The following is a 25,335-nucleotide window of genomic DNA, read 5'->3' as shown; positions in this document are numbered from 1 at the left end:
AGACCGTCCGCGTCGTTCGCTGGCGTCTGTGCGATCTGGCGCAATGGCTGTGGGAGGAGTTTCGCGTTTCGGTGAGCGAGCAGACGCTCAGCCGCGAAGTCCGGGCCATGGGCTATCGCAAGCTCGCTGTTCGGCCCAAACATCACGCGCAAGACCCTCAAGCCATTGAGGGTTTTAAAAAAGCTTCCCTGCCGCAGTGGCAGAGATTGCCGCTGGAGCGGCCCGAGGAAAACGCATAGAGATTTGGTTTCAGGATGAGGCCCGTATCGGGCAAAAGAACAAGATCACCCGCCGATGGGCCAGGCGAGGAACACGGCCTTCAGCACCGCACGATCAGCGCACAAGGTCGGCCTACATCTTCGGCGCAATCTGCCCCAAGCTCGGCAAGGCGGCGGCGCTGGTCATGCCATGGTGCGACACCTACGCCATGACCCAGCATCTGGCCGAAATCGCCCGACACGTCGATGCCGACGCGCACGCTATCCTCATCATGGATCAGGCAGGCTGGCACATGTCCAACAATCTCGTCGTGCCCGAAAACATCACCATTCTGCCACTCCCGCCGAAATCGCCGGAGCTGAACCCGGTCGAAAACCTCTGGCATTTCATGCGCGACAACTGGTTATCAAACCGCGTGTTCAAATCATACGACGACATCGTCGATCATTGCTGCGATGCCTGGCGGCGGCTCGAAAGCCAGCCATGGCGCGTCATGTCGATCGGACGCAGAGAATGGGCCAATGGGTTTTGATCAGTGAGGGACCGTATTAGGCTGATGCTGCTTGGGAAAGGGAGGGACAGGATAGAGGCGCGCGCCGGCCTGCATGGCCTGCGGCTTCTCGACCTCTCCTTTGTGGTCAGCCTCCGCGACCTCTGCCTGAATATCACGCTGTTTCGCCGCTGTACGGGCGGTTTGACTGCGGGCCACGGCCGGTCTCCTCAAATCTCGGTTGGGCGAATGTTATCGACGCGGACAGTGCCGGCGACGACCTCGCGCGGTCCGTCGACCGAATATGAGGGGTTACGCTCGTCAACCACCGTGTAGAGCTTTTCGTTGCGAAACGCGCTCGAAGAAGTCGTGGAGTTGCCGTCCCCTGGCAGGGCATCAATTTCCATATAGTCGAGCTCGGCTTCCGCGGCCACAACACGCGCATCACCACTCGAGCGGGCGCGCACAACCACTTCGCCGTGATTGGGTGCAATGTCCCATTTGGTGTCCGTCGCGGAAGCGATCGGAACCAGCCGGAAGAGCTTCAGCTCTTCAGGATCGGAATAGTTGGGGACGGGCGTCGGCATATCCTGGCGCGGAGCATTTTCGTCGAAACCCACGGACCAGTCCTGGCTGGGCGTTTCCACACCCGGCGGTGTGCGATGTATTGTGGCATCGTCGCTGCCCGTGATGACGCGCGGCTTCGCGCTGGATACGCCGTCATTGGTCCGGCCCGCCTGCGAAACCTTGAATTGCGGCACCGCATCGGCATGAATGATTTTTTCGCGGCCAGTCTGCGCCGAGACAACGCTATCTGCGCCCGGCATCACGCGAGGAGCAACCGGCACAACCTGATCGTCCTGCTCGCGATACGCGCCTTCTGTCTCCCGGCGGCCTCGGTCATGCAGCGCTTGATCACCCGTGACTTCGCCAGCCAGTTGTTTGAAATAGCCGGAAATCTTGTCGATCATACCCATCGTTTCATCCTCATGTCCTGGTTTCGAGGCGCGCTATCGCAGCCTTGAGAATTCTCCTGATCTCGTCATCCGCGATCTGCTGGGCGGCAAAGGCCGTATCGGGCTCCACGCCCGGATCCTCCTGATGGTCGATGACCGTCTCGTTATCTCGCGCCATGGCAATCAGGGCGTCGCGCGCTTCGGGAATCGAGCCGAGGATCGAAACGAGTTCGACAAGCAGCCGTCGGTGCGCGTTGATCCTGCCTTCCAGATGGGCTGATGTTTCGCCGGACATGCACGCCTCCCGAGCTAGAACGCAAACGGGAGGGGTGAACGATTGTTCCATTTGTTGCCGCGGATGCGCGCAACCGGAACAGAGCCAATCCTCGCAGGGCCGCCATTTTACGTCCCGGTGGCGGCCGGTCTGCACCGGTCCCGCGCAAGCTACGGCCCTTCCGTGCGCTTGATCTTCCGGCGCGCCGGCTCTTTCCCGGTCGTGATCACGACCTCATCTGTGGCGGCAGCCGGCACTGCTTCGACAGCGCCTGCATTACCGCCGGCTCTCTCGCCCAGCACGGAAAATCCCCTGAAGGGACCTGCCGGCTTGTGTTCCTCATCAAACTCCGACTCGGCGATGAGCCAATGCCGCAGCTCGCCACGTGGCGGACACCCTTCAGCCTGCCAGATTTCATAAGCGCGTCGGCGAATTTGTTCGGGCTTATGCATGGTCATGAAAACTCCTTTTTGGACGGCGTGGCAGAGCCGACGCTTCGCCTTGGCAATAGGCAAGGGCCGCCTGCTCCCGCTTCTGCATGAAGGTTGTGAAATCCATCGCTTCCTCCGTGAACTAGAAGGCGGAAACGGTCGGCGACACGGAATGTTTCAATTCCTTTGGCTCCAATGCTGCACAGGCCTTCGGAGCACGAAAAAGTATCGGGGCCGCGGAACCTTTCCCAACCTTCCACGTTGATGCAGTTGGCTTTGGTGGGGGACAGCATGAGTGGGGATGGGGCATCGGCCCTTGTCGGTGAAGACCGGTACAAGCTGCTGGTTGATGCGATCACGGATTATGCCATCTACATGCTGGATCGGCAGGGCAATATCGTCAGCTGGAATGCCGGTGCGAGCCGCTTCAAGGGGTATGAGGCGAAAGAGGTGCTTGGCACGCATTTCTCCCGCTTTTACCGTTCCGACGATCGAGACAGGGGTCTTCCCTCGTTGGCCTTGAAACATGCCGCTGAAGAAGGCCGCTTTGAAGGTGAAGGCTGGAGGGTGCGCAAGGATGGATCCGAATTCTGGGCGCATGTCATCGTCGATGCCATACGCGATAACGGCGGCGATCTTATCGGCTTCGCGAAGATCACCCGCGACCTGACAGAGAGGAAACAGGCCGAGGAACAGCTTCGCAAGACGGAGCAGCAGTTCCGCCTTCTCGTGCAGGGCGTCACGGATTACGCGATTTACATGATGGATGCCGACGGTCACGTCTCGAGCTGGAATGCCGGCGCGGAACGCATCAAGGGCTACCGGCCGGATGAGATCATCGGCAAGCACTTATCCAACTTCTTTCCTGAACAGGACAGGCTTGCCGGCATTCCACAGCTGGCGCTCGAAACCGCGCGGCGGGATGGCCGGTATGAGTCGGAAGGCTGGCGGCTGAGGAAGGACGGAACACGCTTCTGGGCCAACGCCGTCATCGACGCTATACGCAGCGACGACGGTTCACTGATCGGCTTTGCGAAGATCACGCGCGACATAACGGAAAAACGCGATGCGCAACAGGCGCTCGAACTGGCGAGAGAAGAGCTTTTCCAGGCGCAGAAGATGGAGGCTCTCGGCCAGCTGACCGGCGGCGTCGCCCACGACTTCAACAACCTGCTGATGGCGGTTCAGGCGAGCCTCGATCTTCTGAAACGACGCATCTCACCCACGCCCGAGGCCCAGTCCCTGATCGACAATGCCTTGCAGGCGACGCGACGCGGAGCATCGCTGACTCAACGGTTGCTTGCCTTTTCCCGCCGTCAGGATCTGGATTTCGAACCCGTCGATCTCTGGGTGCTCATTCGCGGCATGACGGACATGCTGCAACGGTCCATCGGCCCGGCGGTCGTCGTCGAAACACATTTTCCGCTGAATCTGCCTTCGGTGCGAACCGACCCCAACCAGATGGTGAACGCCCTCCTCAATCTGGCGATCAACGCACGCGATGCAATGCCGGAGGGTGGCCGCCTGCTCATCGGCGCGCGGCTGGAGACCCATGCGCACAAAGCCCATCCCGAGCTGCGGGAGAAAGCCTATCTCTGCCTCTACATCCAGGATGAGGGACATGGCATGGACCCGGACACGCTGAAGAACGCCACCGCGCCGTTCTTTACGACGAAGGGCGTCGGCAAAGGCACCGGGCTTGGGCTCTCCATGGTGCAGGGCCTGATGGCGCAGTCCAGCGGCAAGCTGGTGCTTCACTCCGTCGAAGGCGCAGGCACGACAGCTGAACTGTGGCTCCCGATCGCTGAGGCCGGCGTGGAGGAAAAGCAGGAGGAGCATACTGTACCACCTCCGTTTCCGGACAAGGTCGATGCGCTTAGCGTGCTTGCCGTCGATGACGATCCGCTTGTGCTGATGAACACTGTGATGATGCTGGAAGATATGGGCCATAGCGTCTGCGAGGCCAGCTCGGGTACCAAGGCCCTTACGTTCCTCGCCGAACGGAACATCGACCTCATCGTCACCGATCAGGCCATACCGCAGATGACCGGTTCCCAACTTGCCGACATCGTGCGGGAACGCTGGCCGGGCATCCCGATCGTGCTCGCCACGGGCTATTCGGAACTGCCGCCTGAGGCCCGCGCCGATCTGCTTCGCCTGTCGAAGCCCTTCGGCGAGCGGCAACTGGAAGATATCATAAAGCGGGCCATGTCCGGCGACACCAGGCTATCGAGGCGATAGGTACGGTAGATGACCGACCACGGTCGGCTTTACGAAAGGCGGGACAGAACTCAACCTTCCGGCTAAGGTTGACCGACGCACTTGGGGAATAGTGGTGTTGCGCGGGCTGAACATCCATTTCACGCTAGCTAGGGCGGCTGCGATGATCATCATCGCCATGTTCGTCTCGTTGCTCCTGATGCTCGGCCTGTGGCTCAACACAAGCTACCGGGACGCCGTTCGCCGCAACGAGGAGCGGGCCATTGCAGCCTCAAAGATCGTCGCAAGCAATGTTTCGCTGCTCGATTCCCTCGCGCGACAAGCCCTCCAGCGCATCGACGAGACGCTCGGCGAAAGCCTCACGCCACAGGCCTCCGCCACCGTGCGCAACATCAATGAGGCGGTCGCGGACCTGCCTGGTCAGGTGAAAGCCTATGTGGTCGACGAGAAGGGTACTACCCTCTATTCGACCGATCCCATGGTGAAGCCAATCAACATCGTCGACCGGCCCTATTTTTCGGATTTGGCGAAGGGCGCGAAACAGCACATTTCGAGCCTGCTGATCAGCCGCCTCAACGGCGAACAGATTTTTGCCTTCAGCCGCAGGCTGGAGCGAAACGGCCGCTTCGCCGGCGCCGCCGTCGTTTCCTTCGAGGTTGGTGCGGTTCTCGCCGATGTCTGGGAGGCGGTGAATCTCGGCCCGAACTCCACCGTCAGTTTCGTGCGTTCCGATGGCCAGCTCGTCGCGCGCTATCCGCTCGCCGACGGGCCGCTCGACATGAGCAAATACGTGCTGTTCACGGACTACCTCATCAACACGCAGGATGGCACCTACGAGGCCATCTCGCCGGTCGATGGCGCCCACCGCATCGTCGCCTATCGAACTGTCGACGGTACCCGGCTGATCGCGCTCGCTTCGGCTGACCACGATTTCGGCATCCAGCGATTCTGGCGGGATGTGACGGTAGCAATCTCGGTACTGGTCCTCGCCAGCGTCAGCCTGCTGGCCGCCGGCCAGTGGATTCGTCATCTGCGGCGGCGCGAAGCCGCCCAGTCCCAATTGCTGCAAAATGCCATCGCGGAAAACCAGCTGCTCCTTCGCGAGATACACCATCGCGTCAAGAACAACCTGCAGGCCGTCCAGAGCATCATCCAGCTTCAGCGTCTGCCAGCGGAAATCCAGCGGTCGCTTGCTGACCGCATCTCCTCCATGGTCGCGGTGCACGAGCAGATCTACCGGCACGACGAATTCTCCCGCCTCTGCGCACGGGACCTCATAGCCTCCGTTGTCGAGAAGCTTGTAAGCGCCTATGGCGCTGCCGTTACCGTGGACTACGACATCGACGAGATCGCCGTCTCCACCGACAATGCGACCCCACTCGCTTTGCTGATCAGCGAACTTCTGACCAATATCCTGAAATATGCCTTTACCGATGGCCGCGAGGGAAGAATTTCCATCGCGCTCAAGTCAATCGGGGAGCGCCGCGCCCGCCTCACGGTGCGAGACAACGGCGTCGGCTTCGATCCGCAGACCATGCAACAGGGCATGGGAAGCCGTCTGATCAGAGGCGTCGTCAATCAGTTGAACGGCACCCACACCTTCGACGGAAGTGATGGAACGACTTTCACCGCCGAGCTTGATATCGTGGAATCGTAGGAGCGTGGCTCAAGTCGGGCGGCTCAGATAACGCGATCCCCTGACGGCGAAGCGCCATGGGCGCTCGGCAGCCTTGGTGATGCCGATACGCACACCACTTATCAAAGCAGGCACGTCGGAGGAAGCCTCCAGGGAAAAAGGATCGGCAAGAACCGACAACCCGTTCATTTCCCCGGTGATGGCCAGCGCCTTGCACAGATTGCCCGGCCCAGCACACAGCTTGCGTGCCTCGCCGACTGCCCGCCGCGCCATCATCGTCTCCAGCCCGTGTGTCGGTTCGAGCGCGCGAATGAGCACGGCGCTGCCGCGCTCGCACACGATATTGAAGCACCAGTGCAGGCCATAGGAGCGATAGACGTAGGCCCGTCCCGGCGCCCCGAACATCGCCGCGTTCCAAGTCGTCTGCCCGCGAAAACTGTGTGATGCCTCGTCGTCCTGCCTATAGGCTTCCGTTTCAACGATGAGCCCGCCGACGCCATCGACCAGCAGACGCGCGCCGAGAAGATCGGCAGCGACGGCAACCACGTCGCGCGCAAAGAAATGTTCATCCATCCCGCCGGCCCGCCATGTAATCCCGCATCACCAGTGCACTTTCGATGGCGGCGCCCGAGGCCGTGTTGTCGAAGACGCACCAGCTCTCCGCACCGAATTGATCGGCGATGCGACGGATGTCGGCATCGTCGTAGCTGGAGTGATTAATTTGGGTCGTGCCGTGCAACGGGACATATTCCGGCGCCTCACGAAAATCGGATACGGGCCATACGGGCGCGGATCGGCCAGAACACGACCGATAGCGTATTTCTGAAGAAGCACGCGGTCGGGTGCGGACGCCCAGCTTTTATGGCGAGGCTCGAGCACGAGCGGGCCGGTAAAAATGCGGCGCATGGCCGAGAAAGCCTCTTCGGCTTCGGCGGCGTCGAATCTGAGGCTCGGCGGCAATTGGCACAGCAAAGGGCCAAGTTTTCCCTCCAGCACAGAAATCTCGTCCACGAATACATCGAAGAGCGGGCCGATGTTCCGTAGGCGCGCCTCATGCGTGATATCGCGCGGTATTTTCACTGCGAAAAGAAAATGCGCTAGCACCGCACTTGCCCAGCGCACGAACGTCTTCTTCTGGTGATGGCGATAGAAGGTCGAGTTGATCTCGACGCCGTTGAAGACGGCGGCATAGCGTTCGAGGCCACTGCCCGTCTTTGGAAAACGGCCCGCGACCGTCTTGGGGATCGACCAAGCGGCTGTTGCGATGAAAGGCCCATTGTGCCGCATCACGCGATCTCCAGGTCCGCACAGAGCGGCAGGTGGTCGGATGCCCAGCGGGCGAGTGGTGTGTCGTGGACGAAGGTCCGGCGAACGGAAATCCCCTCACCGATGAAGATATGGTCGATGCGCAGCAGCGGCAGGCGGGAGGGAAAGGTTGAGACGGGCCGGCCGCCGGCATCTATCTGCACATCCCGAAAGCGCCGCGCGAGCATGCGATAGGACGGCGAGCGCGAGACCGCGTTGAAATCACCGGCAAGGATGACGCGCGCATCCTCCGCCATCGGCGCCCCCAGCCATCCCGGCCCGATCAGAGCTTCGGTCTGGCGTACACGTTCGGCGCCAAGCAGGCCAAGATGGGTGACGAAAATCTGTAGTACTACGTCACCGACGGGCACCTCCACCCACAGGGCGCCCCGCGGCTCGCCGCGCGAGGGAAGCCCATCGGCCTTGACGAGACGTGTCGGCAGCGCCGTCAGCAGCGCGTCGCCATAACGCTCCTCCTCTAGGTGCAGCGCGGGATGGAAGTGCGAGGCCATGCTGAGATGGTTGGCGATGGTCTGCGCTTGATCGACCCCGCCGCTGCGCGCCCGCGCGACGTCCACCTCCTGCAAAGCAACGATATCGGGCTCACATTCGGCTATGACCTCGGCGATGCGCCCGGGATCGAGTTTCCGATCCGTGCCGAAGCAACTGTGCACATTGTACGTCATGATCCTCAGCTGCCTGCCCATGCCTTCCTCTCGTCGTTTCTGACGTTTCGGGAACACAAAAGCTCCGTTTTCGTTCCGCTTCGACTGACCGGGAAGGATGCGCCACATGAAACGAACCCATATCCTCCACGCGCTCGTCGCCCTTGCGGCACTCGCCGCGGGATTGTTGATCTACCGGACGCTGGCGCAATATTCCTGGGGCGATATCCGCACCTCCCTCTCCGCCATTCCCAAGGGAAACTTCGCCCTGGCGCTCGCCTTCGCGGCCTGCTCCTATCTCTGCCTCACGGTCTTCGACTTTCTGGCGCTGCGCTATGTCGGCAAGCCGCTTTCCTATCCGCGCGCCGCGCTCGCCTCCTTCACCAGCCTTGCCATCGGCCACAATGTGGGCGTCGCGGCGCTCAGCAGCGGCGCGGTGCGTTACCGTTTCTATTCTCGTTGGGGTCTCGATACCGAGGAGATCGCCAAGCTGATCGTTTTTTGCGGTGCGACCGTCGGGCTCGGGCTGATCACGCTGGCCGGGTTCTGCCTCATCCTGCTTCCCGGCACCGCGGGAAAGATCGCCGGGCTCGGAACCACCGCATCCGCCACGCTGGGCATGGTCTGCCTTGCGCTCGGAGCTACCTATCTGGCGCTTGCCGCTTTCCTGCGCGGTGAGCTGAGGATTCGTAGCTGGCGTTTCGCACTGCCGCCGCTGCACCTCGCGGCGCTGCAGATCCTCATCGGTACGGTCAACTTCGCCTTTGTCGCCGCCTGTCTACACCAGCTTCTGAACGGAGAAGCCAGCTACATGGAAACGACCGCCGCCTACGTGGTGGGCAATCTTACGGCACTGGTGAGCCATGTGCCCGGCGGGCTCGGTGTGCTGGAAGCGACAGTCGGTTTCCTGCTCGGCGGATCAGCCTCCATCGGTGCGATGATCGCCTTCCGCGTCATCTATTTCTTTATTCCGCTTCCGCTCGGGCTGCTCTCGCTGCTCGCCAACGAGACTTTTCTGGGATCAAGCACCGACGCCGGTTTGCGCAAGGGCGCAAGCTGACGGCTCAAAAAGCTTTGCACCGCGCCGGCCAAGGCCGAGAATGGCCACCAGGGGGCGACAGGGTCCACAAGGCCGGTTCCCACGACCGGCGCAACCGCTCCCTTGCCCCCCGCATCGCGGAAAGGCCGCAACCCGCGCTCACGGGTGTTGAGCGCATCGATCGTCCGACCCAACATGCCTTGCGCGCGAACCGCGCAAGCGAAGATGGCCGGATCGATATCGAGGTGCTCGGCAAGCAGACGGTCCCGCAGCGCGAGAATGCCACCGCGCTCGGCATCGGAACGGGCTTCAATTGCAATATCGAGCTCGGTATCCAGCCCCTCGCTGCGCTGGTTGAGGTTGGACGAGCCGACACGCAGGAAGGTGTCGTCGACGATCACCAGCTTGGAGTGGATAACAATCTCCTGTTCCGTTCCATCGGGCTTCGGCACGACAGGGTAGAAGGCGCGCATGCGACCGTGTTTGTCACACTGGCTGAGGCGGCGGATGAAGCGGTCGCGGTTCGCGCCGAGCACGAGGCGCTCGATGGTGCCGTGCGAACTCAGCGTCGAAATGACGACCACCTCCGGCCCATTCGGCTCGGCAAGCCGCGCGCACAGCACGTCGCAGACCCGGTTTGACGCGAAATACTGACTCTCGATATAGATATGGCGCCGTGCCGCCTTGAGCGCCGCGACTGTCAGGTCCATTGCCTCGGTTACGGCGGCGTGTCCACGAACGGCAGGCTCCGTGCGTGCGAAGGCGACCTCGACGTTCGTCATCATATCTGTCGTGCCTTTGAGACAGATTTGCGTCTGAGACGCCACCGCCGGAACGGTCACGTCCGTAGCAAAAAGCCAGCGGCGGCGGGCGATATCTCCCGCAAGACGCGCCGCATCGCCCTCAAGCGCCACCTGCATGTCGTGCACCGGTTCATAAGGCTTGCCAGAGGGAAGCTTGCGCCTGGGATCGTCGACAAGGTGATCGCTCGTATCCCAACGCTTGGCTGTGAGATCGATACCGCCGACGAAGGCGACCGTATCGTCGACGACGACGAGCTTCTGGTGATGCGAGCCGCGGATCGGATGGCGGCTATCGAAGGCGAGCACGATGCGCGGATGGGAGGACCAGCGCCGCTTGCGAAACATTTTCAGCGATTTGCCGGAATAGACCGGCCCCATGGCCCAGACGAGCACCCGGACGGTCAGCTCCGGCCGCTCCTCCACGAGCCGCAGCAAAAAAGCGCCGAGCGTCAGGGACTGCGGCACTCCGGGTTGCATCGGAATATCTGGATTGAAATCCCAACCGACGATCCAGACTTCCCGGCGCGCCTGTTCCAGAACGCCTTCCAGTACATTGAAATAGGCCTGTCCATCGACGAGCACGGCGAGGCGGTCGGCCGTCGCCGTGCTCCAGGCATTCTCTCCGGGCCTGATGATCGGGGCACTGATATCGATATCGGGAACGAGCAACGTGTCCAATTCGTTTCGCACTCTCTGCCGCCTTGTCTGGTTTGCCTCTGCAGCGCGGAAATTCGCGGCATCGGCTTTGGTTCCGCGCTTCTCACTGGCATCGGAACATTTGGCGACTGCCCGCATTGCCTTCGCTTTGAAGCGGGAGAACGAGCGTGGCACCGAGAGCGAACTGGAAAGGCTTCCTGAGGGTGGGCGAATTGGTGTGCCCGGTCACCCTTCATACCGCCGCCTCGACCAGCGAACGTATCGCCTTCCACATGCTCAACCGCAAGACTGGCCATCGGCTGCACCGGGAGTTCGTCGACAGCGAGACGGGCAAGGTCGTGGAGCGGGAGGACCAGGTGAAGGGCTATGAGGCGGGCGAGAACGACTATATCGCGCTCGATCCCGAGGAAATCGCCGCTGCCGTTCCTGAGAGTGACAAGACGCTGGAGATCGAGGCCTTCATCGCTCGCGACGATATCGACGACCTCTATTTCGACAAACCCTATTATCTCACACCATCGGACCGGCATGGCGCCGAGGCCTTCGCACTCATCCGCGAGGGCATGAAGACTGCAAAGGTGGCAGCCGTGGCTGAAACCGTGCTCTTCCGCCGGGTCCGCACCCTCCTGATACGCCCGCAGGGAGAGGGCCTCATCGCGACCACTCTCAACTACGATTACGAGGTTCGCTCGGCCGAGGAGACATTTTCGGACATACCCGACCTCAAGCTCAACGGCGAGATGCTGGAACTTGCCGAACATATCATCAAGACCAAGAGCGGCCGCTTTGACCCCAAGAAATTTGACGACCGCTATGACGCGGCCCTGGCCGAAGTGGTGAAGGCCAAGATCGAGGGCCGCAAGATTAAGACCACGCGACCGAAGCCAGAGGGCAAGGTCATCGATCTTTTGGAGGCCCTGCGTCAGAGTGCAGGGAAGGACAAAACACCCGCCAAGCGCAGGGCGAAGAAAACTGCGGCAACAGGCAAGACGGCCGCAGGCCGCCGCAAGGCAGGATGAGCATGGCGACGCTCGACACCTACCGGCAGAAACGGAACTTCAAGTCCACCTCCGAGCCGCGCGGCCGCAAGGCGCGCAAGAGCGGCCACAGCTTCGTCATCCAGAAGCACGACGCGACGCGACTGCACTACGATTTCCGGCTCGAAATGGATGGCGTGCTTAAGAGCTGGGCAGTGACACGCGGCCCAAGTCTGGTGCCGAGCGAAAAACGTCTGGCAGTGCATGTGGAGGACCATCCGCTCGCCTATGGCGATTTCGAGGGCACGATCCCCAAGGGCGAATATGGCGGTGGCACCGTCATCGTCTGGGACCGTGGCACCTGGGAGCCGATCGGTGACGCGCGGAAAGCCTATGCCAAGGGCCACATGGAATTCACGCTCGACGGCGAAAAACTGCATGGCCGATGGCATCTCGTTCGCATGCACGGCAAACCCGGCGAGAAGCGTGAGAACTGGCTGCTGATCAAGGGTGACGACGAGTTCGCTGCGGTGGAGGGCGAAGACGACCTGCTCGACGAACGCCCGGAATCCGTCAAGACGGGCCGGGATATCGAAGACGTCGCCGGAGAAGAACCGGGGTGGTCCTCGAAGACTGGCCGCATCCGAAAATCGTCGAGGAAAGCGAAGGAAAGAAAACAGGAAGAGGCGACCGTCGAAGCACCTGATCCCTCCGGCATCAAGGGCGCACGCAAGGCGAAGCTGCCGGACTTCCTTCCGCCAACGCTGGCAACGCTCGCGACTTCGCCGCCAGCCGGCGAGCGTTGGCTGCACGAGATCAAGTTCGATGGCTACCGGCTGCAGGGCCGCATCGAGGCCGGCCGCGTGAAGCTCCTGACCCGCAGCGGGCTGGACTGGACAAGAAAATTCGGCAAGGCCTTGGTTTCCGCCCTCGCAGCCCTACCCGTTGGCACGGCGCTGATCGATGGCGAACTCGTGGTTGAGACTGGCAGCGGCGCCTCCGACTTTTCCGCTCTTCAGGCCGATCTTAGCACGGGGCGCGACGACCGCTTCACTTTCTACCTGTTCGATCTCCTCCATCTTGACGGTTACGACCTGACCCGCCTGCCGCTGGAAGCGCGCAAGGCGCTGCTGGAAAAGCTCGTGCCGGGAATGCAGGGCATCCTGCGCTACAGCGGCCACTTCGACGAGAACGGCGCACTCGTGTTGCGCCATGCTTGCCGCCTTAGTCTCGAAGGCGTCGTCTCGAAGCTGCGTGACGCGCCCTATCGCGAGGGCCGCAGCAAGAGCTGGATCAAGTCAAAATGCTCGGCCCGACAGGAATTCGTTGTTGGCGGCTATGTGCCGTCCACCGTCTCGCGCCATGCCATCGGCTCGCTCGTGCTCGGCGTCTATAAGAACGGCAAGCTTGAGCCCGTCGGCCGCGTCGGCACCGGCTTTTCCGCTGCCGTCGCCGCCGATCTTTTCAAGCGCCTCTCGCGCATGCGCACCGACGAGAACTCTTTCGGCCGCAAGCTGACGGTCGAGGAAGCGCGGCAGGCGCGCTATGTGCGGCCGGAGCTGGTTGCCGAAGTCGAATTCCGCGCCTGGACAGCGGACGGGCATTTGCGCCACGCTTCCTTCCGCGGCCTGAGGGAGGACAAGCCCGCCAGAGAGGTCGTTGCCGAGATGCCGAAATCAAAGACTGCCAATGCGCCGAAGACCGAAAAGCCGCCGCGCCGCACTGTGCGGCTTACTCATCCGGATCGGGTTTATTGGCCCGACGAGGGCGTCACCAAGGAAGGGCTTGCCGATTATTACAGCGAAGTCTGGCGCTACATTGCTCCGCATATCGTCGGCAGACCTCTCGCACTCCTGCGCGCGCCAACCGGTATAGAGGGGCCGACCTTCTTCCAGAAGCATGCCTGGAAGGGCATCAACGCCAAGATCATCGAGGTGCAAGATCCTGCGGACAAGGACGATGAGCCCTATGTCGCGATCGAGGATCTCGACGGCTTGATAAGCCTTGTTCAGTCCGCCGTTCTGGAGATCCACCCTTGGGGCTCGACGCTCGCCGACTGGGAGCGGCCGGACTGCATCATCATGGACCTCGACCCCGGCGAGGGCGTGGAATGGCAGGCCATCATCGACGCAGCCGAGGAAACACGCAGACGCCTGGAGGCAGCCGGATTGGAGGCCTTCGTCAAGACATCCGGCGGCAAGGGCCTCCATGTCTGCGCACCCCTGAAACCCTCGGCGCGCTGGCCGGCGGTCAAGGCCTTCTGCAAGGCCATCGCCGATGCGATGGCCAAGGACAGCCCCGACAAATATGTTTCGACCATCACCAAATCGAAGCGGCGCGGAAAGATCCTCATCGACTACCTGCGCAACCAGCGCGGAATGACGGCTGTAGCCCCCTATTCCACCCGAGCCCGTGCAGGCGCAGCCGTATCCATGCCGCTCGCCTGGGAGGAGCTCAGCGCCGACATCGGCCCGGCCTACTTCACCGTCAAAAATACACCGGCACGCCTTCAGGCACTGACCGCCGATCCGTGGGCAGATTTCCGCAAGGCGGCAGTGCCGCTGAAGGCTGCTAGGGCGAAAGGCTGACTACTTGCCCTTGCTTTCCGCCTTGATGCTCCGGCGCAAGGCATCCATGATGTTGATGACATTGCCCGCCGTCGGCGGTGGTGTTTTGGCCTTGGGAGGGCGCTTTCGGCCCTTCTTCTTCGCCGCGATGATATCGAGCAGCCGGTCCTGCACCGGATCGTCCGCCATCTTCGGATCCCATTTTTGGGTGCGCTCCGAAATCAGCGTCTTGACCAGCGCCAACGCCTTGGAATCCGGTTTTGTCTGTTTGAGACCGGCGAAATAGTCCTCTTCGCTACGCACTTCGTCACCGTAGCGCAGCGTCCACAGCACAATTCCCTTTCCGCGCGGTTCCAGCATCACGGCCCGCTCGCGGCGGTAGAGCACCAACCGCGAAATGCCCACCGTGTCCGTTGAGGCCATGGCTTCGCGGATAACGGAAAAAGCCTCCTCGCCGACCGTGTCGTTCGGCACCAGGAAATGCGGAGAATCGTACCAGATCCATTCGATGCTCTCACGCGGCACGAAGGTCTCGATGTCGATGGTACGCGTGCTTTCCAGCGCCACCGCCTCGATCTCGTCATCCTCCAGCATGACATAATCATCCTCGCCGCGCGGATAACCCTTCACCTCCTCGTCCTCGTTCACCGCCTTGCCGGTGACCGCATCCACATAGCGGCTGACGACGGGATTACCTGTCTTGCCGTTGAGCGTGCGAAAACGCACCTTGTCTTCCTGCGAAATCGCCGGCGACATCGCAACCGGGCAGGTCACCAGCGAGAGCTTGAGGTAGCCTTTCCAGAACGCACGCGGCGCCATCAGTCTTTCCTTTCGAGCCGCAAATGTTTCGAAAAGGCGAAACGCTCGGCGAACGCGATATCCTCCTGCGTGACGATCGGGATGGGGTCGGAGAGGATGGCAAGCAGCGTTTCGCGCGAAATCGAATCCTCCTCCAGAGCATCCATCAGCGCGCCGCGCGTTTCACGCTCGGCACGAAGCAGTGCTGCAAGCGCCAGGATCAATCTGTCCTTGTCGTCCATGACAACCTTCCGATCCGTTTACTAGCCGAGGTCGATCAGCGCTATGCCCAGATCAGCCCGATGCCGCCGCCGCAGCTTGACCGGCGTTTCCCGCAGCACGACCTCTAGAGTGGGACGAACATAGCCTTCCAGGAAATGACCTCCTTTCGTGCTTCCGTCCTCAAATCCAAGCACGACATGCAGATGCAAGCTTGCCTTTCCCGCATCATCCACCGCGACATCGCCAAGCATGCTGAGTACCTCCGATTGGACCTCGACGGGTATCTTTCGGTAAGTCTTCGTCTGGAATTCGAAGAAGGCGATGGTCGCCGCACGGAAGGCGCCGATGGCGGTAATCGACGCCGCGGTCACCCCTTCCCTTTCGGCAAAGGCGGTAATGCACCCAAGAGCTTCATCGCCCTCATCAAGAACCAGGATGAACGTGCGCTCGCCTGCGTCGTCTGCCAGAAGTTTGTGCTTCATATCTATTCTCCCTGATCACAGGAAAAGGCCCGAAGCCGCATTCTGTTCCAGAGGCTTGGGCTTCGCTCCGGGCTCAGCGCAAGAGGCCTTGCCCACCGTCGATCCACAGCGGGACACCCGTTATGTGTCGCGCCTTCGATGAGGCGAGAAAGAGGATCGCGTCAGCCACTTCGTCGGCCGTCCCGGGTTCGCCATGCGAGACCGGGATATCGCCTTCGGGCCATTTGACGGGAATGCCGCTCTCGTCGGCGCCACGCTGTTCGGTGTTCTCGTCGATGTTGGTCTCGATCGCGCCCGGGCATATCGCATTGACGCGGATGCCGGCCTTGCCGAGCTCCAGCGCCAATTGCTGCACCATGGCCAGCTGCGCGGCCTTGGTCGCGGAATAGGCGGTGGCACCCGGTGTGGTGAAGGTCCGCGTTCCATTGATCGAGGATACGACGATAATGACGCCCTCGCCCGCCTTCTTGAGATAGGGCACGGCCAGATGCAGCGTCAGATAGGTGCCGCGCAGGTTCACGGCGATCGTCTCGTCCCATTCGGCGGGTTTAAGATCGTCGATCGGAGCCCATACGCCATTGATGCCGGCATTGGCGATCACGATATCGACGCCGCCGAACGTGCCGAGAAGTGCCGCCATAGCATCGCGCATGGAAGCCTCGTCCGCGACGTCGGCCGTAAGCGCCAGTGCCTCACCGCCCTGTCGGCGGATTTCTTCGGCAACCGCCTCCACCTCCTCACGCGTACGGCTCAAGAGGCCGACGCTTGCACCATGACGGGCAAGCGCCAGCGCCGTAGCCTTGCCGATCCCTGATCCGGCGCCGGTGACCAGCGCGACCTTTTCCGCAAACAGCATGGCAAACTCCTTCAAAGCGCCGGTCGTTCTTCATGCTCAGCCGGTGCTTTTGCGCGTGCGCGGCGATGCGCGTTCCGGCGACTTTCGAGAAAGCGCAGCAGGCGTTCTTCCTCCGCCCTCAATCCTTGAAGCGCAAGCGCCGGGCGATGTAATGCGCGCTGCAATGCATCCGGCTTTTCGGCAAGCGCGATGATATCGGGATGGATGTAGCTCGACCGCGCAATGGCAGGCGTATTGTGCAGGACCGCGGCGGCCGCTTCGGACATATCCTTGATGGTCGCCCGCTCACCTACCGCGATGGCATGGCGCGCCACGGAAAACGCAGCGAGGCTGCCTGCCCAGGTGCGAAACGTCTTTGCGGAAACACCAACGCCAGAAATATCCGCGAGATAGGTGTTGATCCGACCTGAATCGACCGGCCGCACCTGTTCCGCCTCATCCTTCCACACGAACAGCTGGCGACCCGGAAGATCGGCACACTCTTCGAGCAGGCGCTGCAGGCGGGGATGCTTCAACATCCGGCGCACGCGCTTGCCACCCTTGGCGGTGAAACGAAGCTCGATAGCGCCTTCGGCAAGCGAAACATGGCGTTTCAGCAGCGTCGTCGCGCCATAAGTCTTGTTCTCCTCTGCATAACTCCTGTTGCCGACACGAAGTTGCGCCTCGTCGAGCAACACAGTGATCGCGGCCAGCATCGTATCGATCGTGCCGGGCATCCCATCGAGATCGCGCCGTACCGCCCGCCGTAATCTCGGCAGCGCCCGGCCGAAGGCGATGAGCTGGGCGAATTTGTCACCGCTCTTCAGCCGCTGCCAATCCACATGATAGCGGTATTGTTTTCTCCCTCGAGAATCAAAGCCCGTTGCCTGCAAATGGCCGTTGGCCTCGATGCAGATCCAGACATTCTCATAGGCCGGCGGCAGGCCGAGCGCCGAGATTCGCGCCTTCAGGGCGGCATCGCGCACGAGGGATCCGTCAGGAAGTCGATAACAGAAGCTACGGCCGGTACGCTGGCGCCGGATTCCAGGCTCGCTGTCGGAGACATAGACAAGCCCGGTTTCTTTAGGGTTCTCCGGCGCCATCGAGACCTCTAGGCTGGTTCGAAGACGGCGACGCTGGCGCCGTAGACCATAGCCGGGCTTTCGGCCGCGTGCTCGGCGAATGTATGCTCCGCCGCTCCCGTATCGAGCACCCGCCTCCATTCGGCAATGCCGTTCACCGTCGGCAGCGTCACCCGACAATCTGCGCCTGTATTGAAGACGAGGAAGGCCTGGTCAGGACCCTCGCCGTTTACAGATTTCGAAACAAACAGGCCGAGTGCCCGAAGGTCGCCATCCGCCCAGGCTGCATCGTCCACGAAGGTACCGTCAGGCTTATACCAGGCGATCTCGACAGAACCGTCTTCCGCCGCCTCCCCCGTCAGAAACCCCTCCTGCCGAAGCGCCGGATGCGCCTTGCGGAAGGCGATCACACCCTTGCAGAAATTGAGGAAAGGATCGTCGAGGCCGCCCCAATCGATCCAGCCGATTTCGTTGTCCTGGCAATAGGCATTGTTGTTGCCCTGCTGGCTGTTGCCGAGTTCGTCACCGCCAAGCAACATCGGCACACCCTGGCTCAGCATCAAGGTGGCAATCATGTTGCGCCGGCGGCGGCCACGGGCATCATTGATGGCCTCATCCTCCGTTACGCCCTCCGCGCCCATATTGTGCGAATGGTTGTCAGAATGGCCGTCGCGGTTCTCTTCTGCATTCGCCTCGTTATGCTTGTCGTCATAGGAAACGGTATCCATAAGGGTGAAACCGTCATGGGCGCTGACGAGGTTGATCGACGCCGTGGCGCCACGATCGGAATGGTTGAACTGCGGGGCAGAGCCGGTGAGCCGCGAGGCAAGCCCGGAAACGAGCCCGCCGTCCCCCTTCCAGAACCGGCGCACATCGTCGCGATACTTGTCGTTCCACTCGCGGAAGGGATGCGGGAAGCTGCCGACCTGGTACCCGCCGTCGCCGACATCCCAGGGCTCGGCGATCAGCTTCACGCCGGACAGGATCGGATCCTGCCGGATCGCATCGAAGAAGGTGCCATCGCGGTCGAACTCGATGTGGCGCGTGCGGCCGAGCGTGCTGGCCAGATCGAAACGGAAACCGTCGACATGCATGACGCCGACCCAGTAGCGCAAGCTATCGAGCACCATGCGCAGCACCATGGGGTGGGCGACGTTCACGGTGTTGCCGGTACCCGTCGTATCGTAGCTGTGGCGCAGATCTTCCGGTGACAGGCGATAGTAGCTGAGATTGTCGAGCCCGCGGAAACTGAGCGTCGGGCCACGCTCCGAGCCTTCGGCCGTGTGGTTGTAGACGACATCCATGATCACTTCGATGCCGGCGGCATGGAAGCGCTTGACCATGGTCTTGAACTCGGTGATCGCCCGCCCGGAAAGGAAGCGCGGCTGCGGCGCGAAGAAGCCGAGCGTCTGGTAACCCCAGTAGTTGCGCAAGCCCTTTTCAAGAAGGTGGCGGTCATCTGGGAAATACTGGATGGGCAGCAGTTCGATAGCGGAAATGCCGAGATCGACGAGATGTTCGACGATCGGATCACTCGCCATGCCCATGAAGGTGCCGCGCAGTTCCTCCGGCACGCCCGGATGGGTCATCGTCATGCCGCGCACATGGGCTTCATAGATGATCGTCTCGGTCCAGGGCCGGCGGATCGCCGCGTCACCCGCCCAGTCGAAGTCCGAATCCTGCACCACCCCCTTCACCATGAAGGGCGCGCTGTCGCGCTCGTCGAAGGAGAGGTCTTCCGCCGCGTCGCCTATCCGATAGCCGTAGAGCGCATCGTCCCACTGGATTTCGCCGAGGATCTGTTTGGCGTAGGGATCGAGAAGCAGCTTGTTGGGATTGAAGCGATGGCCGGCTTTCGGCTCGTAGGGACCGCTCGCCCGATAGCCATAGACAGTGCCCGGCTTAAGGCCGGCAATGTAGCCGGACCAGATATCCCCTTTGCGCTTCGGCAACGCAAGCCGAGCCGTTTCTTCTCTGCCGTCGTCACTGAAGAGGCAGAGTTCCATCTGTTCGGCATGCGCGGAAAAGACCGCGAAGTGCGTTCCCTCGCCGGTAAATTCGGCACCCAGCTCGGACTTCATGAAATCGAGTTCGGAAAACGAATAGCTCATGCGAGTCAGTCCCCTTCGATCAAGCTCCACCGCGCCCGCACACAACGGAACCTGCAAAGCGATGGCGCAACGCGACATGGGGCGGATTGTTCCGAGCCTGCGATGCCTCACTATACGGAGCATCTGCCCGACGCCGTCGCGCAACCGGATTTCAAACGGTACCGAGAATAAAAGGGGCAAAGCCCCTTGACTCAAAGCATCGCGAGCCGGCTGTTTTCCAGGCTGCCGCCATAGGCATCGCGCGCAGCGATCTTCTCCTCGAGCGAAGCGATCACGCTGTCGGAGAAATTGGTCTCGTAGAGCTGTGCGATATTGTGCAGGCCGCCCGGCGTGAAGACATTGATCTCCAACACCTTCTCGCCGACGATGTCGAGGCCGACGAGGAACATGCCGTCCTCTATCAGCTTGGGCCGCACCGCATCGATGATACCCAGCATGGCGGGCGTCACCTCGACCGGAGCCGGCCCGCCGCCGACATGGATATTGGAGCGGATTTCGCCCTTGGCGGGTACGCGGCGGAAGGCGGCATACTTGCCGTCGCGCATCAGCGGGTGACCGTTCATCACGAAGAACCGAACATCGCCCTCGCTCGCCTCGGGCATGAAACTCTGGGCAATCAGGTAGCCTTCCCCACTCACGGCCTCGAATATCTGATTGAGGTTATGGTCCTTGTGAGAGGCAACCTTAAACACGTTCTTGCCGCCGGAGCCCTGGAGGGGCTTGATGATTGCCCCTTTCTTCTCACCTTCAAGGAAGCTGCGGATCTCGTCGATATTCTTGGAGATCAGCGTGGCAGGACGCACGGCAGCGGGAAACTCCTGCAGGTAGAGCTTGTTCTGCGCCTTGGAAAGACCGGCGGGATCGTTGACCACTAGTGTCCCGCGCTGCGCCGCCAGCCGACCGAAGAGCGGACCAGCATTCACCGCCCAGGACCGCTCCGGCCCTTCCAGCGAGGGATCGTTGCGCAGGAACAGCACGTCGATCTCCGACGCATCGAAGGTGCGCATCTCCGTCTGGTCGCCCTGCAAATCCTTGTGCAGCGTTTCCAGCTTCTTGTAGCCGGCGGAGGGTAGCATCAGCCCGCGGATGGAAAGGCTGTCATCCGGGCGCAGCACGAACCCGGCAGCCGTGACATAGCAGATTTCATGGCCGCGGTTCAGCGCGGCAAGCGCCAGCGTCGTGGTGGTGTAATGTGGTGTTTCGTCTGTTATCGAATTGACGAAGAAAGCGATGCGCATGAAGGCCTCCTATGCAACGAGGTCGATGGGGGTAAGCCCGGCGCGAAGCCGATCGAGACGATCGCCAGCACCCGACAGGAACTGCGGCACCAGACGTGGCGGCTTGAGGAGGCCGCGCAGACTCAATTCCTGCATGACGGAGAAATGGCGCGCGGCGATCTTGCCGAGCCAGAACGGCTCCAGATCGCCGCCGCCGCGAAGATGGGCGAGAATTTCCAGAAGGCCGCGCAGATAGATCGCATCCTTGGCAAGCCCGCCGCCGCGGTGCAGCCTCAGCGCGATGTTGAAGGCCATGGACGGCACAAAACCATGATCGCGCGTCAGCAGCCGGTAGGTCTCCACGAAATCGGCGCCGTTCAACATGGCCGCGCAGGCAACAACGCGCGCCGCAATCATCCGGAGCCGCGCGACCGTCATGCCACCGACAAGATATTCCGCCAGAACCGCCAGCCCTTCCTGCGCCCCTTCATATCCGGCAAGGCCCGAACGGAAGAGCCGCAGGCCATGGCCCGAACCATTGCAATAGGTGAGCAGATGCACGCCGACCTCGTGGCTCAGCAGCGCATCGACCCGCTCGCGCGCCATCGTCGTCGTCCGCGCAATCAGCAGGCGGTCGCTGGACACCATCAAGCCGGAGGGAAGGTCGTCACGCACCTCGACATCCGGCGAAAAGTCGGGGAACTGCGTGGCGTAGCGGGCGATCATCGCCTTGGCGCGCTGCGCCACATAGCGATGGTTCGCGGTTTCCGGCGGGCGCTTGCGCCCCAGTCTGGCGGTCGCTTCGAGAATATCTCCAGCCACCTTTTCCAGCCTTGCATCCACGGCGCCATAGAGCGCCCTGCTCATCTCGACGAAACGGTCATCCCCCCGCGCGGCCAGCATAGAAAGCTGGAGGTCGAGTTCCTGCTGTTTTTCGCGGTAGAGCCCTTCCAGAACCGGATCCTCGAAGCGGTCAAGCCCGATGGTAAAGAGAGCCTTCTTGCGCGCCGCGATATCGATAGAGAGCGGGCGGTAGAGGAGATTTGGCGCGCGCGTGTACCCTGCCCCACTGAACTCCTTCCACGCGGCTTCCGCATTGATCGGCGTGACCGCGAGCAGGAAATCGAAGCTTCGGGAAATATTGTCCATAGCCCGGTCGGCGCGCGTCACCGCCTCCACGAAGACGCCGCGGCCAAGCGCGCGATGCGTTGCGGGCGCAAGCGCCGTCTGCGTGCGGGTGAATTTGCCGGCCGCGCGCAGGCCGGCATCGACCAACTGGGCGACGAGACGGCTCTGGAGCTCGGGATAAATCTCACGCGACTTCGGCACGCGGTAGATCGGCGCGAAACGAACAGTGAGCGTGGGAAATTCCGGCAAACGGCGCGCAAGGCCAGCACTGGGATCGTCGGCAGGAGCAGCACGCGCGACCTGCGGGGCGCGATAGCGGGCTTCGAGCTTTTCAACCCCGCTGACGAAAGCTGTGAGCGCCGCGTCGGCACTTTCCGCCGACACCGAAACGCTTATCTGGAATGGCGCGAGATAGGGCGCGTCCTGCGCCAGCCGATCGGCGGAAAGCTCGCCAAAATCCAGCACCAGGAACGCACCAAATTGTTCGCGCATCTTTTCGCCGACGAGACGAATTATAGCGGCGGCCTCAGCGAGATTGGCGGCCAGCAGGTAGGACGCGTTTGCCATGGTGACGGCGCGCGCGGCCGGCGCGGCCCGGCGCCCGACATACACGGCGATAAACGGCAGGGGTCGCTCGATGTAGAGACGGCCGCGCCCGGCGAGATCGAGGCGAGTCGGCGGCCCCGCCTCCAGTGCGGCGGCGACACGGGCTAGATCGTCCACCGGTGCGGACCGTTTGCGCGCACTCATGGTCGCCGGTCCGGCATGTCGGCAAGTGCCACTTCCAACACGGGCAAGGTGCCACGGATCGCAGCACGTAGCGCTGCTATGGCTTCAAGGTCCGGTTCACCGGTCCACTCGTCCATGAAAATCTTCTTGAATTCGACCGCAATGGCACAACCTGTTTTCGGAAAATGCTCATGAATGAACCGCGTCTGCTCACCCTTGCCGGCAAAAGCAACGTTCTCGCGCACATCCAGCCGCCGACCCGGAAAAGGCTGCTCCCGAAGACATGCCATGAAGGCATCAACCACCGGCGCCCAATAGGCCCGGTCCATGGAGGACGTGCCGATGTTGATATCCGGAGCCGCTTCCTGCACGGTCGGCGCAGCCAACGCGCCGTCGCGGCGATGGTTGTAGCTGTGTACATCAAGGAGCACGAAGCGGCCATGCTCGCGCTCGATGCCCCGCAGAAACTCAAGCAGCATGGCATAGTAGCCATCATGCTGGCGCAAAACGCTTTCCACCATGTCAGGAGTCGGCTGCGTATCCCACAGGTCGAGGCCCCAGGCCTGCTCGGGTCGCAGATAGACGGCACCCTCCCGCGGCCGGTTTAGGTCCATCTCGAACCGGGAACGATGAACGACCACGCGATTGACAAGATCCCCGATGGTCATTGCGGTGAACGGATCCTCCTCCCGCAACCGCTCCTCAGGCGTCAGCGCCATCAGGTCCGCCAGGTCCTTGCGCAGGAGATGCCCGTCATGGATGGCCGTGCCGACAAGCGGGGAACCGCCGCGCTCCACAGACCAGAGTATATCCTCGCGCAAGTGTACCATCTTCGTTCGCGTTTCCATGCCGCCATAACGTTGCAGTTGCAAACGAGTTCCCGGCGATGGGGTGCCGGAGCGCATACATTGTCTCGAGATATCCAAGGACGTCTGGTGTGCGACCATCGCCGCGTTGGGAGACGAAGGATGGTCTGTCGACAAGGGCGGTGGCCTTGACCATTCATTGGCAGTGCTTGAACGGGACGGCATACGGATAGAGATGGAATGCGATCTCTGGGCAGAGGAGATATGGTTGTCGTTGCTGCCGGCGCTGCAAAATTGAAAGCTTCTCTTTCAGCAGCCCTACTCATCAGGCTGGGACTGCCTTGAGGACAGGGCCGCAGATTCAATTCGATCCAGAGCCGACCGTCAGGCATTCTGCACCTGGAGGCGCCTATGACTTTATCGTCTCGATTGTCGACGAGCGGACATACATCTACCCATGGCATCGCGGCTGGACTGATACCCATACGATCTGGATGGCGATCGAGGTCCACTCGATGGCCTCGCGAGTTGCGCTGAAACGTTTGAGCAATGGGCTCCTCGACACCCTGGCTGAGAAAGGGACACTGAGCGATATTCTTCCCTTCGGAGCGCCTGACTTCTTTGCTCTTGATGGGAAGCGAATCGTCGCCCCCCGCGCGAACGTAGTCATTAGCCAGGCGGCAGATGTTCTGGCCATTCCTGCGCGCCATGGAGTACGCGAAGAATTCGAACTGTCGTCTCGGTAATGGCATAGGCAGCGACGTAAGGCGTGCCATTGATGACGAGTTCGCGTGTCCCGGCAATTCTACCCAAGCGCCCACTGGCAGGAAAATCGAGCAGGCGGCGGGCGGCGGTTACTATCCTTTCATCGATCAGGACGGCTGCTGCGGGGTTATCGGCCTCGACGTAAGTGAAGATGGCGTCACGATCCGACAACGCAAAAGCCGACCAAGTAAGTTTCACGATTCTGGCACACCAGCTTTAAGGCGGGCCGCCGCTCGACGTCTGGCAAAGTGCGCCTCGGCCTCGTCGTCCGATAAATCCGGTCGAGTATCGTTTAACGCTTCAAGCACCTTGGTCCGAAACCAGGCGTCATGTGCTTCACTGCCAGAAAGAAGTTCAAGAGGCAGCGCCCCCTCGTTAGCAGTCCGGGTGAGCATGATACGAACCGCATCAGATACCGTGAGGCCCATGCTTTCAAGCACTGCGGAAGCACGGTCCCGGACTTCAGAATCAATACGTGTTTGTACGAGAGCGTTTGCGGCCATGGCTATCTCCATATTCAACGAGAATGTAATGCAATTGAATGACGTTTTCCAGAAAAAGTTTCACGTCGTCATTCCCCGCTCACGGCTCTCTTTAATGCTCTTGAACGGATATGAACTCACGACCAACGCTCATCCGAAAAAACAAGCTGCACAGTACACGAATACATATTGGCATGAGGCCAACCCTTCACCACGCTCTTTCTTTGCGGGAATTCGTGCGGCCTAACCTTTCCAAACATTACATGTTCGAATAGACCGGCCCTTCGCCGCCCTGTGGGGGCACCCAGTTGATGTTCTGGTTGGGATCCTTGATGTCGCAGGTCTTGCAGTGCACGCAGTTTTGCGCGTTGATGACGAACACGTCCTTGCCGTCCTTCTCCACCCATTCGTAGACGCCGGCGGGACAGTAGCGGGTGGA

General features: G+C 61.5%; 24 protein-coding genes and 1 pseudogene. 6 read left to right on the top strand and 19 right to left on the bottom strand.

The features are described 5' to 3' along the window. Nucleotides 1-751 (top strand): annotated as a pseudogene (locus AKG11_RS30770) (IS630 family transposase); the annotation flags it as partial. Nucleotides 752-939: 188 nt separating this feature from the next. Here the strand turns inward: AKG11_RS30770 and AKG11_RS35905 are convergent. From AKG11_RS35905 to AKG11_RS30755, 3 genes are all read right to left on the bottom strand, one after another. Further along, nucleotides 940-1,686, bottom strand: coding sequence for a hypothetical protein (locus AKG11_RS35905; RefSeq protein WP_371260171.1), 747 nt, complete (start codon nt 1,684-1,686; stop codon nt 940-942). A 10-nt stretch (nt 1,687-1,696) separates the two neighbouring features. Next, nucleotides 1,697-1,960 carry a hypothetical protein gene (locus AKG11_RS30760; RefSeq protein ID WP_050746724.1) on the bottom strand — a complete coding sequence of 88 codons (264 nt, stop codon included), beginning with the start codon at nt 1,958-1,960 and terminating at the stop codon, nt 1,697-1,699. A 149-nt stretch (nt 1,961-2,109) separates the two neighbouring features. Then, entirely contained in the window at nt 2,110-2,397 is a 288-nt protein-coding gene (locus AKG11_RS30755; RefSeq protein WP_088016589.1) for a DUF2934 domain-containing protein, read from the bottom strand. 264 nt (nt 2,398-2,661) lie between these two features. Between AKG11_RS30755 and AKG11_RS30750 the strand changes: the two genes are divergently transcribed. Together AKG11_RS30750 and AKG11_RS30745 are read left to right on the top strand one after the other, a co-directional pair. Beyond that, nucleotides 2,662-4,611: a hybrid sensor histidine kinase/response regulator gene (locus tag AKG11_RS30750; protein ID WP_088016588.1), complete on the top strand. Its 1,950-nt coding sequence runs from the start codon at nt 2,662-2,664 to the stop codon at nt 4,609-4,611. Between the two features lie 142 nt (nt 4,612-4,753). Beyond that, the gene (locus AKG11_RS30745; protein WP_050746721.1) at nt 4,754-6,247 is read left to right on the top strand and encodes a sensor histidine kinase; all 1,494 of its coding nucleotides are present in this window, start codon (nt 4,754-4,756) and stop codon (nt 6,245-6,247) included. 9 nt (nt 6,248-6,256) lie between these two features. Here AKG11_RS30745 and AKG11_RS30740 read toward each other — a convergent pair whose 3' ends face one another. From AKG11_RS30740 to AKG11_RS30730, 3 genes are read right to left on the bottom strand one after another with little or no spacing between them, the layout of a single operon-like run. Continuing rightward, nucleotides 6,257-6,799 (bottom strand): DNA-3-methyladenine glycosylase, encoded by a 543-nt coding sequence (locus tag AKG11_RS30740; protein WP_050746720.1) that lies wholly within the window; start codon nt 6,797-6,799, stop codon nt 6,257-6,259. A gap of 27 nt (nt 6,800-6,826) precedes the next feature. Then, nucleotides 6,827-7,513: a DUF72 domain-containing protein gene (locus tag AKG11_RS30735; protein WP_371260172.1), complete on the bottom strand. Its 687-nt coding sequence runs from the start codon at nt 7,511-7,513 to the stop codon at nt 6,827-6,829. Beyond that, nucleotides 7,513-8,238: an endonuclease/exonuclease/phosphatase family protein gene (locus AKG11_RS30730; protein ID WP_050746719.1), complete on the bottom strand. Its 726-nt coding sequence runs from the start codon at nt 8,236-8,238 to the stop codon at nt 7,513-7,515. Before AKG11_RS30730 ends, AKG11_RS30735 begins: the two co-directional genes overlap by 1 nt. Before the next feature lie 85 nt (nt 8,239-8,323). On the opposite strand from AKG11_RS30730, the gene AKG11_RS30725 reads away from it, so the two are divergent. Continuing rightward, entirely contained in the window at nt 8,324-9,256 is a 933-nt protein-coding gene (locus AKG11_RS30725; RefSeq protein ID WP_050746718.1) for a lysylphosphatidylglycerol synthase domain-containing protein, read from the top strand. Here AKG11_RS30725 and AKG11_RS30720 read toward each other — a convergent pair. After that, entirely contained in the window at nt 9,154-10,728 is a 1,575-nt protein-coding gene (locus AKG11_RS30720) for a phospholipase D-like domain-containing protein (protein WP_050746727.1), read from the bottom strand. The genes AKG11_RS30725 and AKG11_RS30720 overlap by 103 nt on opposite strands. Before the next feature lie 134 nt (nt 10,729-10,862). Between AKG11_RS30720 and AKG11_RS30715 the strand changes: the two genes are divergently transcribed. Both AKG11_RS30715 and ligD read left to right on the top strand, forming a co-directional pair. Continuing rightward, nucleotides 10,863-11,714: a non-homologous end joining protein Ku gene (locus tag AKG11_RS30715; protein WP_050746717.1), complete on the top strand. Its 852-nt coding sequence runs from the start codon at nt 10,863-10,865 to the stop codon at nt 11,712-11,714. A gap of 2 nt (nt 11,715-11,716) precedes the next feature. Then, a complete protein-coding gene (gene ligD, locus AKG11_RS30710) occupies nt 11,717-14,260 on the top strand; it encodes a DNA ligase D (protein WP_050746716.1) in 2,544 nt (847 codons plus the stop codon). Here ligD and AKG11_RS30705 read toward each other — a convergent pair whose 3' ends face one another. From AKG11_RS30705 to AKG11_RS30650, 12 genes are all read right to left on the bottom strand, one after another. Further along, nucleotides 14,261-15,058: a non-homologous end joining protein Ku gene (locus AKG11_RS30705; protein ID WP_050746715.1), complete on the bottom strand. Its 798-nt coding sequence runs from the start codon at nt 15,056-15,058 to the stop codon at nt 14,261-14,263. Continuing rightward, nucleotides 15,058-15,279 (bottom strand): hypothetical protein, encoded by a 222-nt coding sequence (locus AKG11_RS30700; RefSeq protein ID WP_050746714.1) that lies wholly within the window; start codon nt 15,277-15,279, stop codon nt 15,058-15,060. The genes AKG11_RS30705 and AKG11_RS30700 overlap by 1 nt, the downstream gene beginning before the upstream one ends. A 21-nt stretch (nt 15,280-15,300) precedes the next feature. After that, nucleotides 15,301-15,741, bottom strand: coding sequence for a PPC domain-containing DNA-binding protein (locus tag AKG11_RS30695; RefSeq protein ID WP_050746713.1), 441 nt, complete (start codon nt 15,739-15,741; stop codon nt 15,301-15,303). Nucleotides 15,742-15,814: 73 nt separating this feature from the next. Then, nucleotides 15,815-16,597 (bottom strand): SDR family oxidoreductase, encoded by a 783-nt coding sequence (locus AKG11_RS30690; RefSeq protein ID WP_050746726.1) that lies wholly within the window; start codon nt 16,595-16,597, stop codon nt 15,815-15,817. A gap of 11 nt (nt 16,598-16,608) precedes the next feature. Continuing rightward, a complete protein-coding gene (locus tag AKG11_RS30685; RefSeq protein ID WP_082342853.1) occupies nt 16,609-17,679 on the bottom strand; it encodes a DNA topoisomerase IB in 1,071 nt (356 codons plus the stop codon). A gap of 8 nt (nt 17,680-17,687) precedes the next feature. Then, nucleotides 17,688-19,769 (bottom strand): glycogen debranching protein GlgX, encoded by a 2,082-nt coding sequence (glgX, locus tag AKG11_RS30680; protein ID WP_050746712.1) that lies wholly within the window; start codon nt 19,767-19,769, stop codon nt 17,688-17,690. A 191-nt stretch (nt 19,770-19,960) separates the two neighbouring features. After that, complete coding sequence (locus AKG11_RS30675) at nt 19,961-21,007, bottom strand: glutathione synthetase (protein ID WP_050746711.1); 1,047 nt, start codon at nt 21,005-21,007, stop codon at nt 19,961-19,963. 9 nt (nt 21,008-21,016) lie between these two features. After that, entirely contained in the window at nt 21,017-22,864 is a 1,848-nt protein-coding gene (locus AKG11_RS30670; RefSeq protein WP_050746710.1) for a flavohemoglobin expression-modulating QEGLA motif protein, read from the bottom strand. Beyond that, nucleotides 22,861-23,691, bottom strand: a complete 831-nt coding sequence (locus AKG11_RS30665; protein ID WP_037409346.1) for an N-formylglutamate amidohydrolase — start codon at nt 23,689-23,691, stop codon at nt 22,861-22,863. Before AKG11_RS30665 ends, AKG11_RS30670 begins: the two co-directional genes overlap by 4 nt. Before the next feature lie 627 nt (nt 23,692-24,318). Beyond that, complete coding sequence (locus AKG11_RS33965) at nt 24,319-24,612, bottom strand: type II toxin-antitoxin system RelE/ParE family toxin (protein WP_082342851.1); 294 nt, start codon at nt 24,610-24,612, stop codon at nt 24,319-24,321. After that, nucleotides 24,609-24,917 (bottom strand): type II toxin-antitoxin system RelB/DinJ family antitoxin, encoded by a 309-nt coding sequence (locus tag AKG11_RS30655; RefSeq protein WP_037409394.1) that lies wholly within the window; start codon nt 24,915-24,917, stop codon nt 24,609-24,611. The genes AKG11_RS33965 and AKG11_RS30655 overlap by 4 nt, the downstream gene beginning before the upstream one ends. Before the next feature lie 238 nt (nt 24,918-25,155). Continuing rightward, the coding region (locus tag AKG11_RS30650; RefSeq protein ID WP_197284043.1) for a 4Fe-4S dicluster domain-containing protein at nt 25,156-25,335 on the bottom strand (180 nt) is incomplete at its 5' end.

It is taken from the genome of Shinella sp. SUS2 (assembly GCF_001262505.1).
In the GTDB taxonomy this organism is placed as follows: domain Bacteria; phylum Pseudomonadota; class Alphaproteobacteria; order Rhizobiales; family Rhizobiaceae; genus Shinella.
Note: the sequence above shows the minus strand (reverse complement) of the source record. Positions and strands in the feature narration are given on the sequence as shown.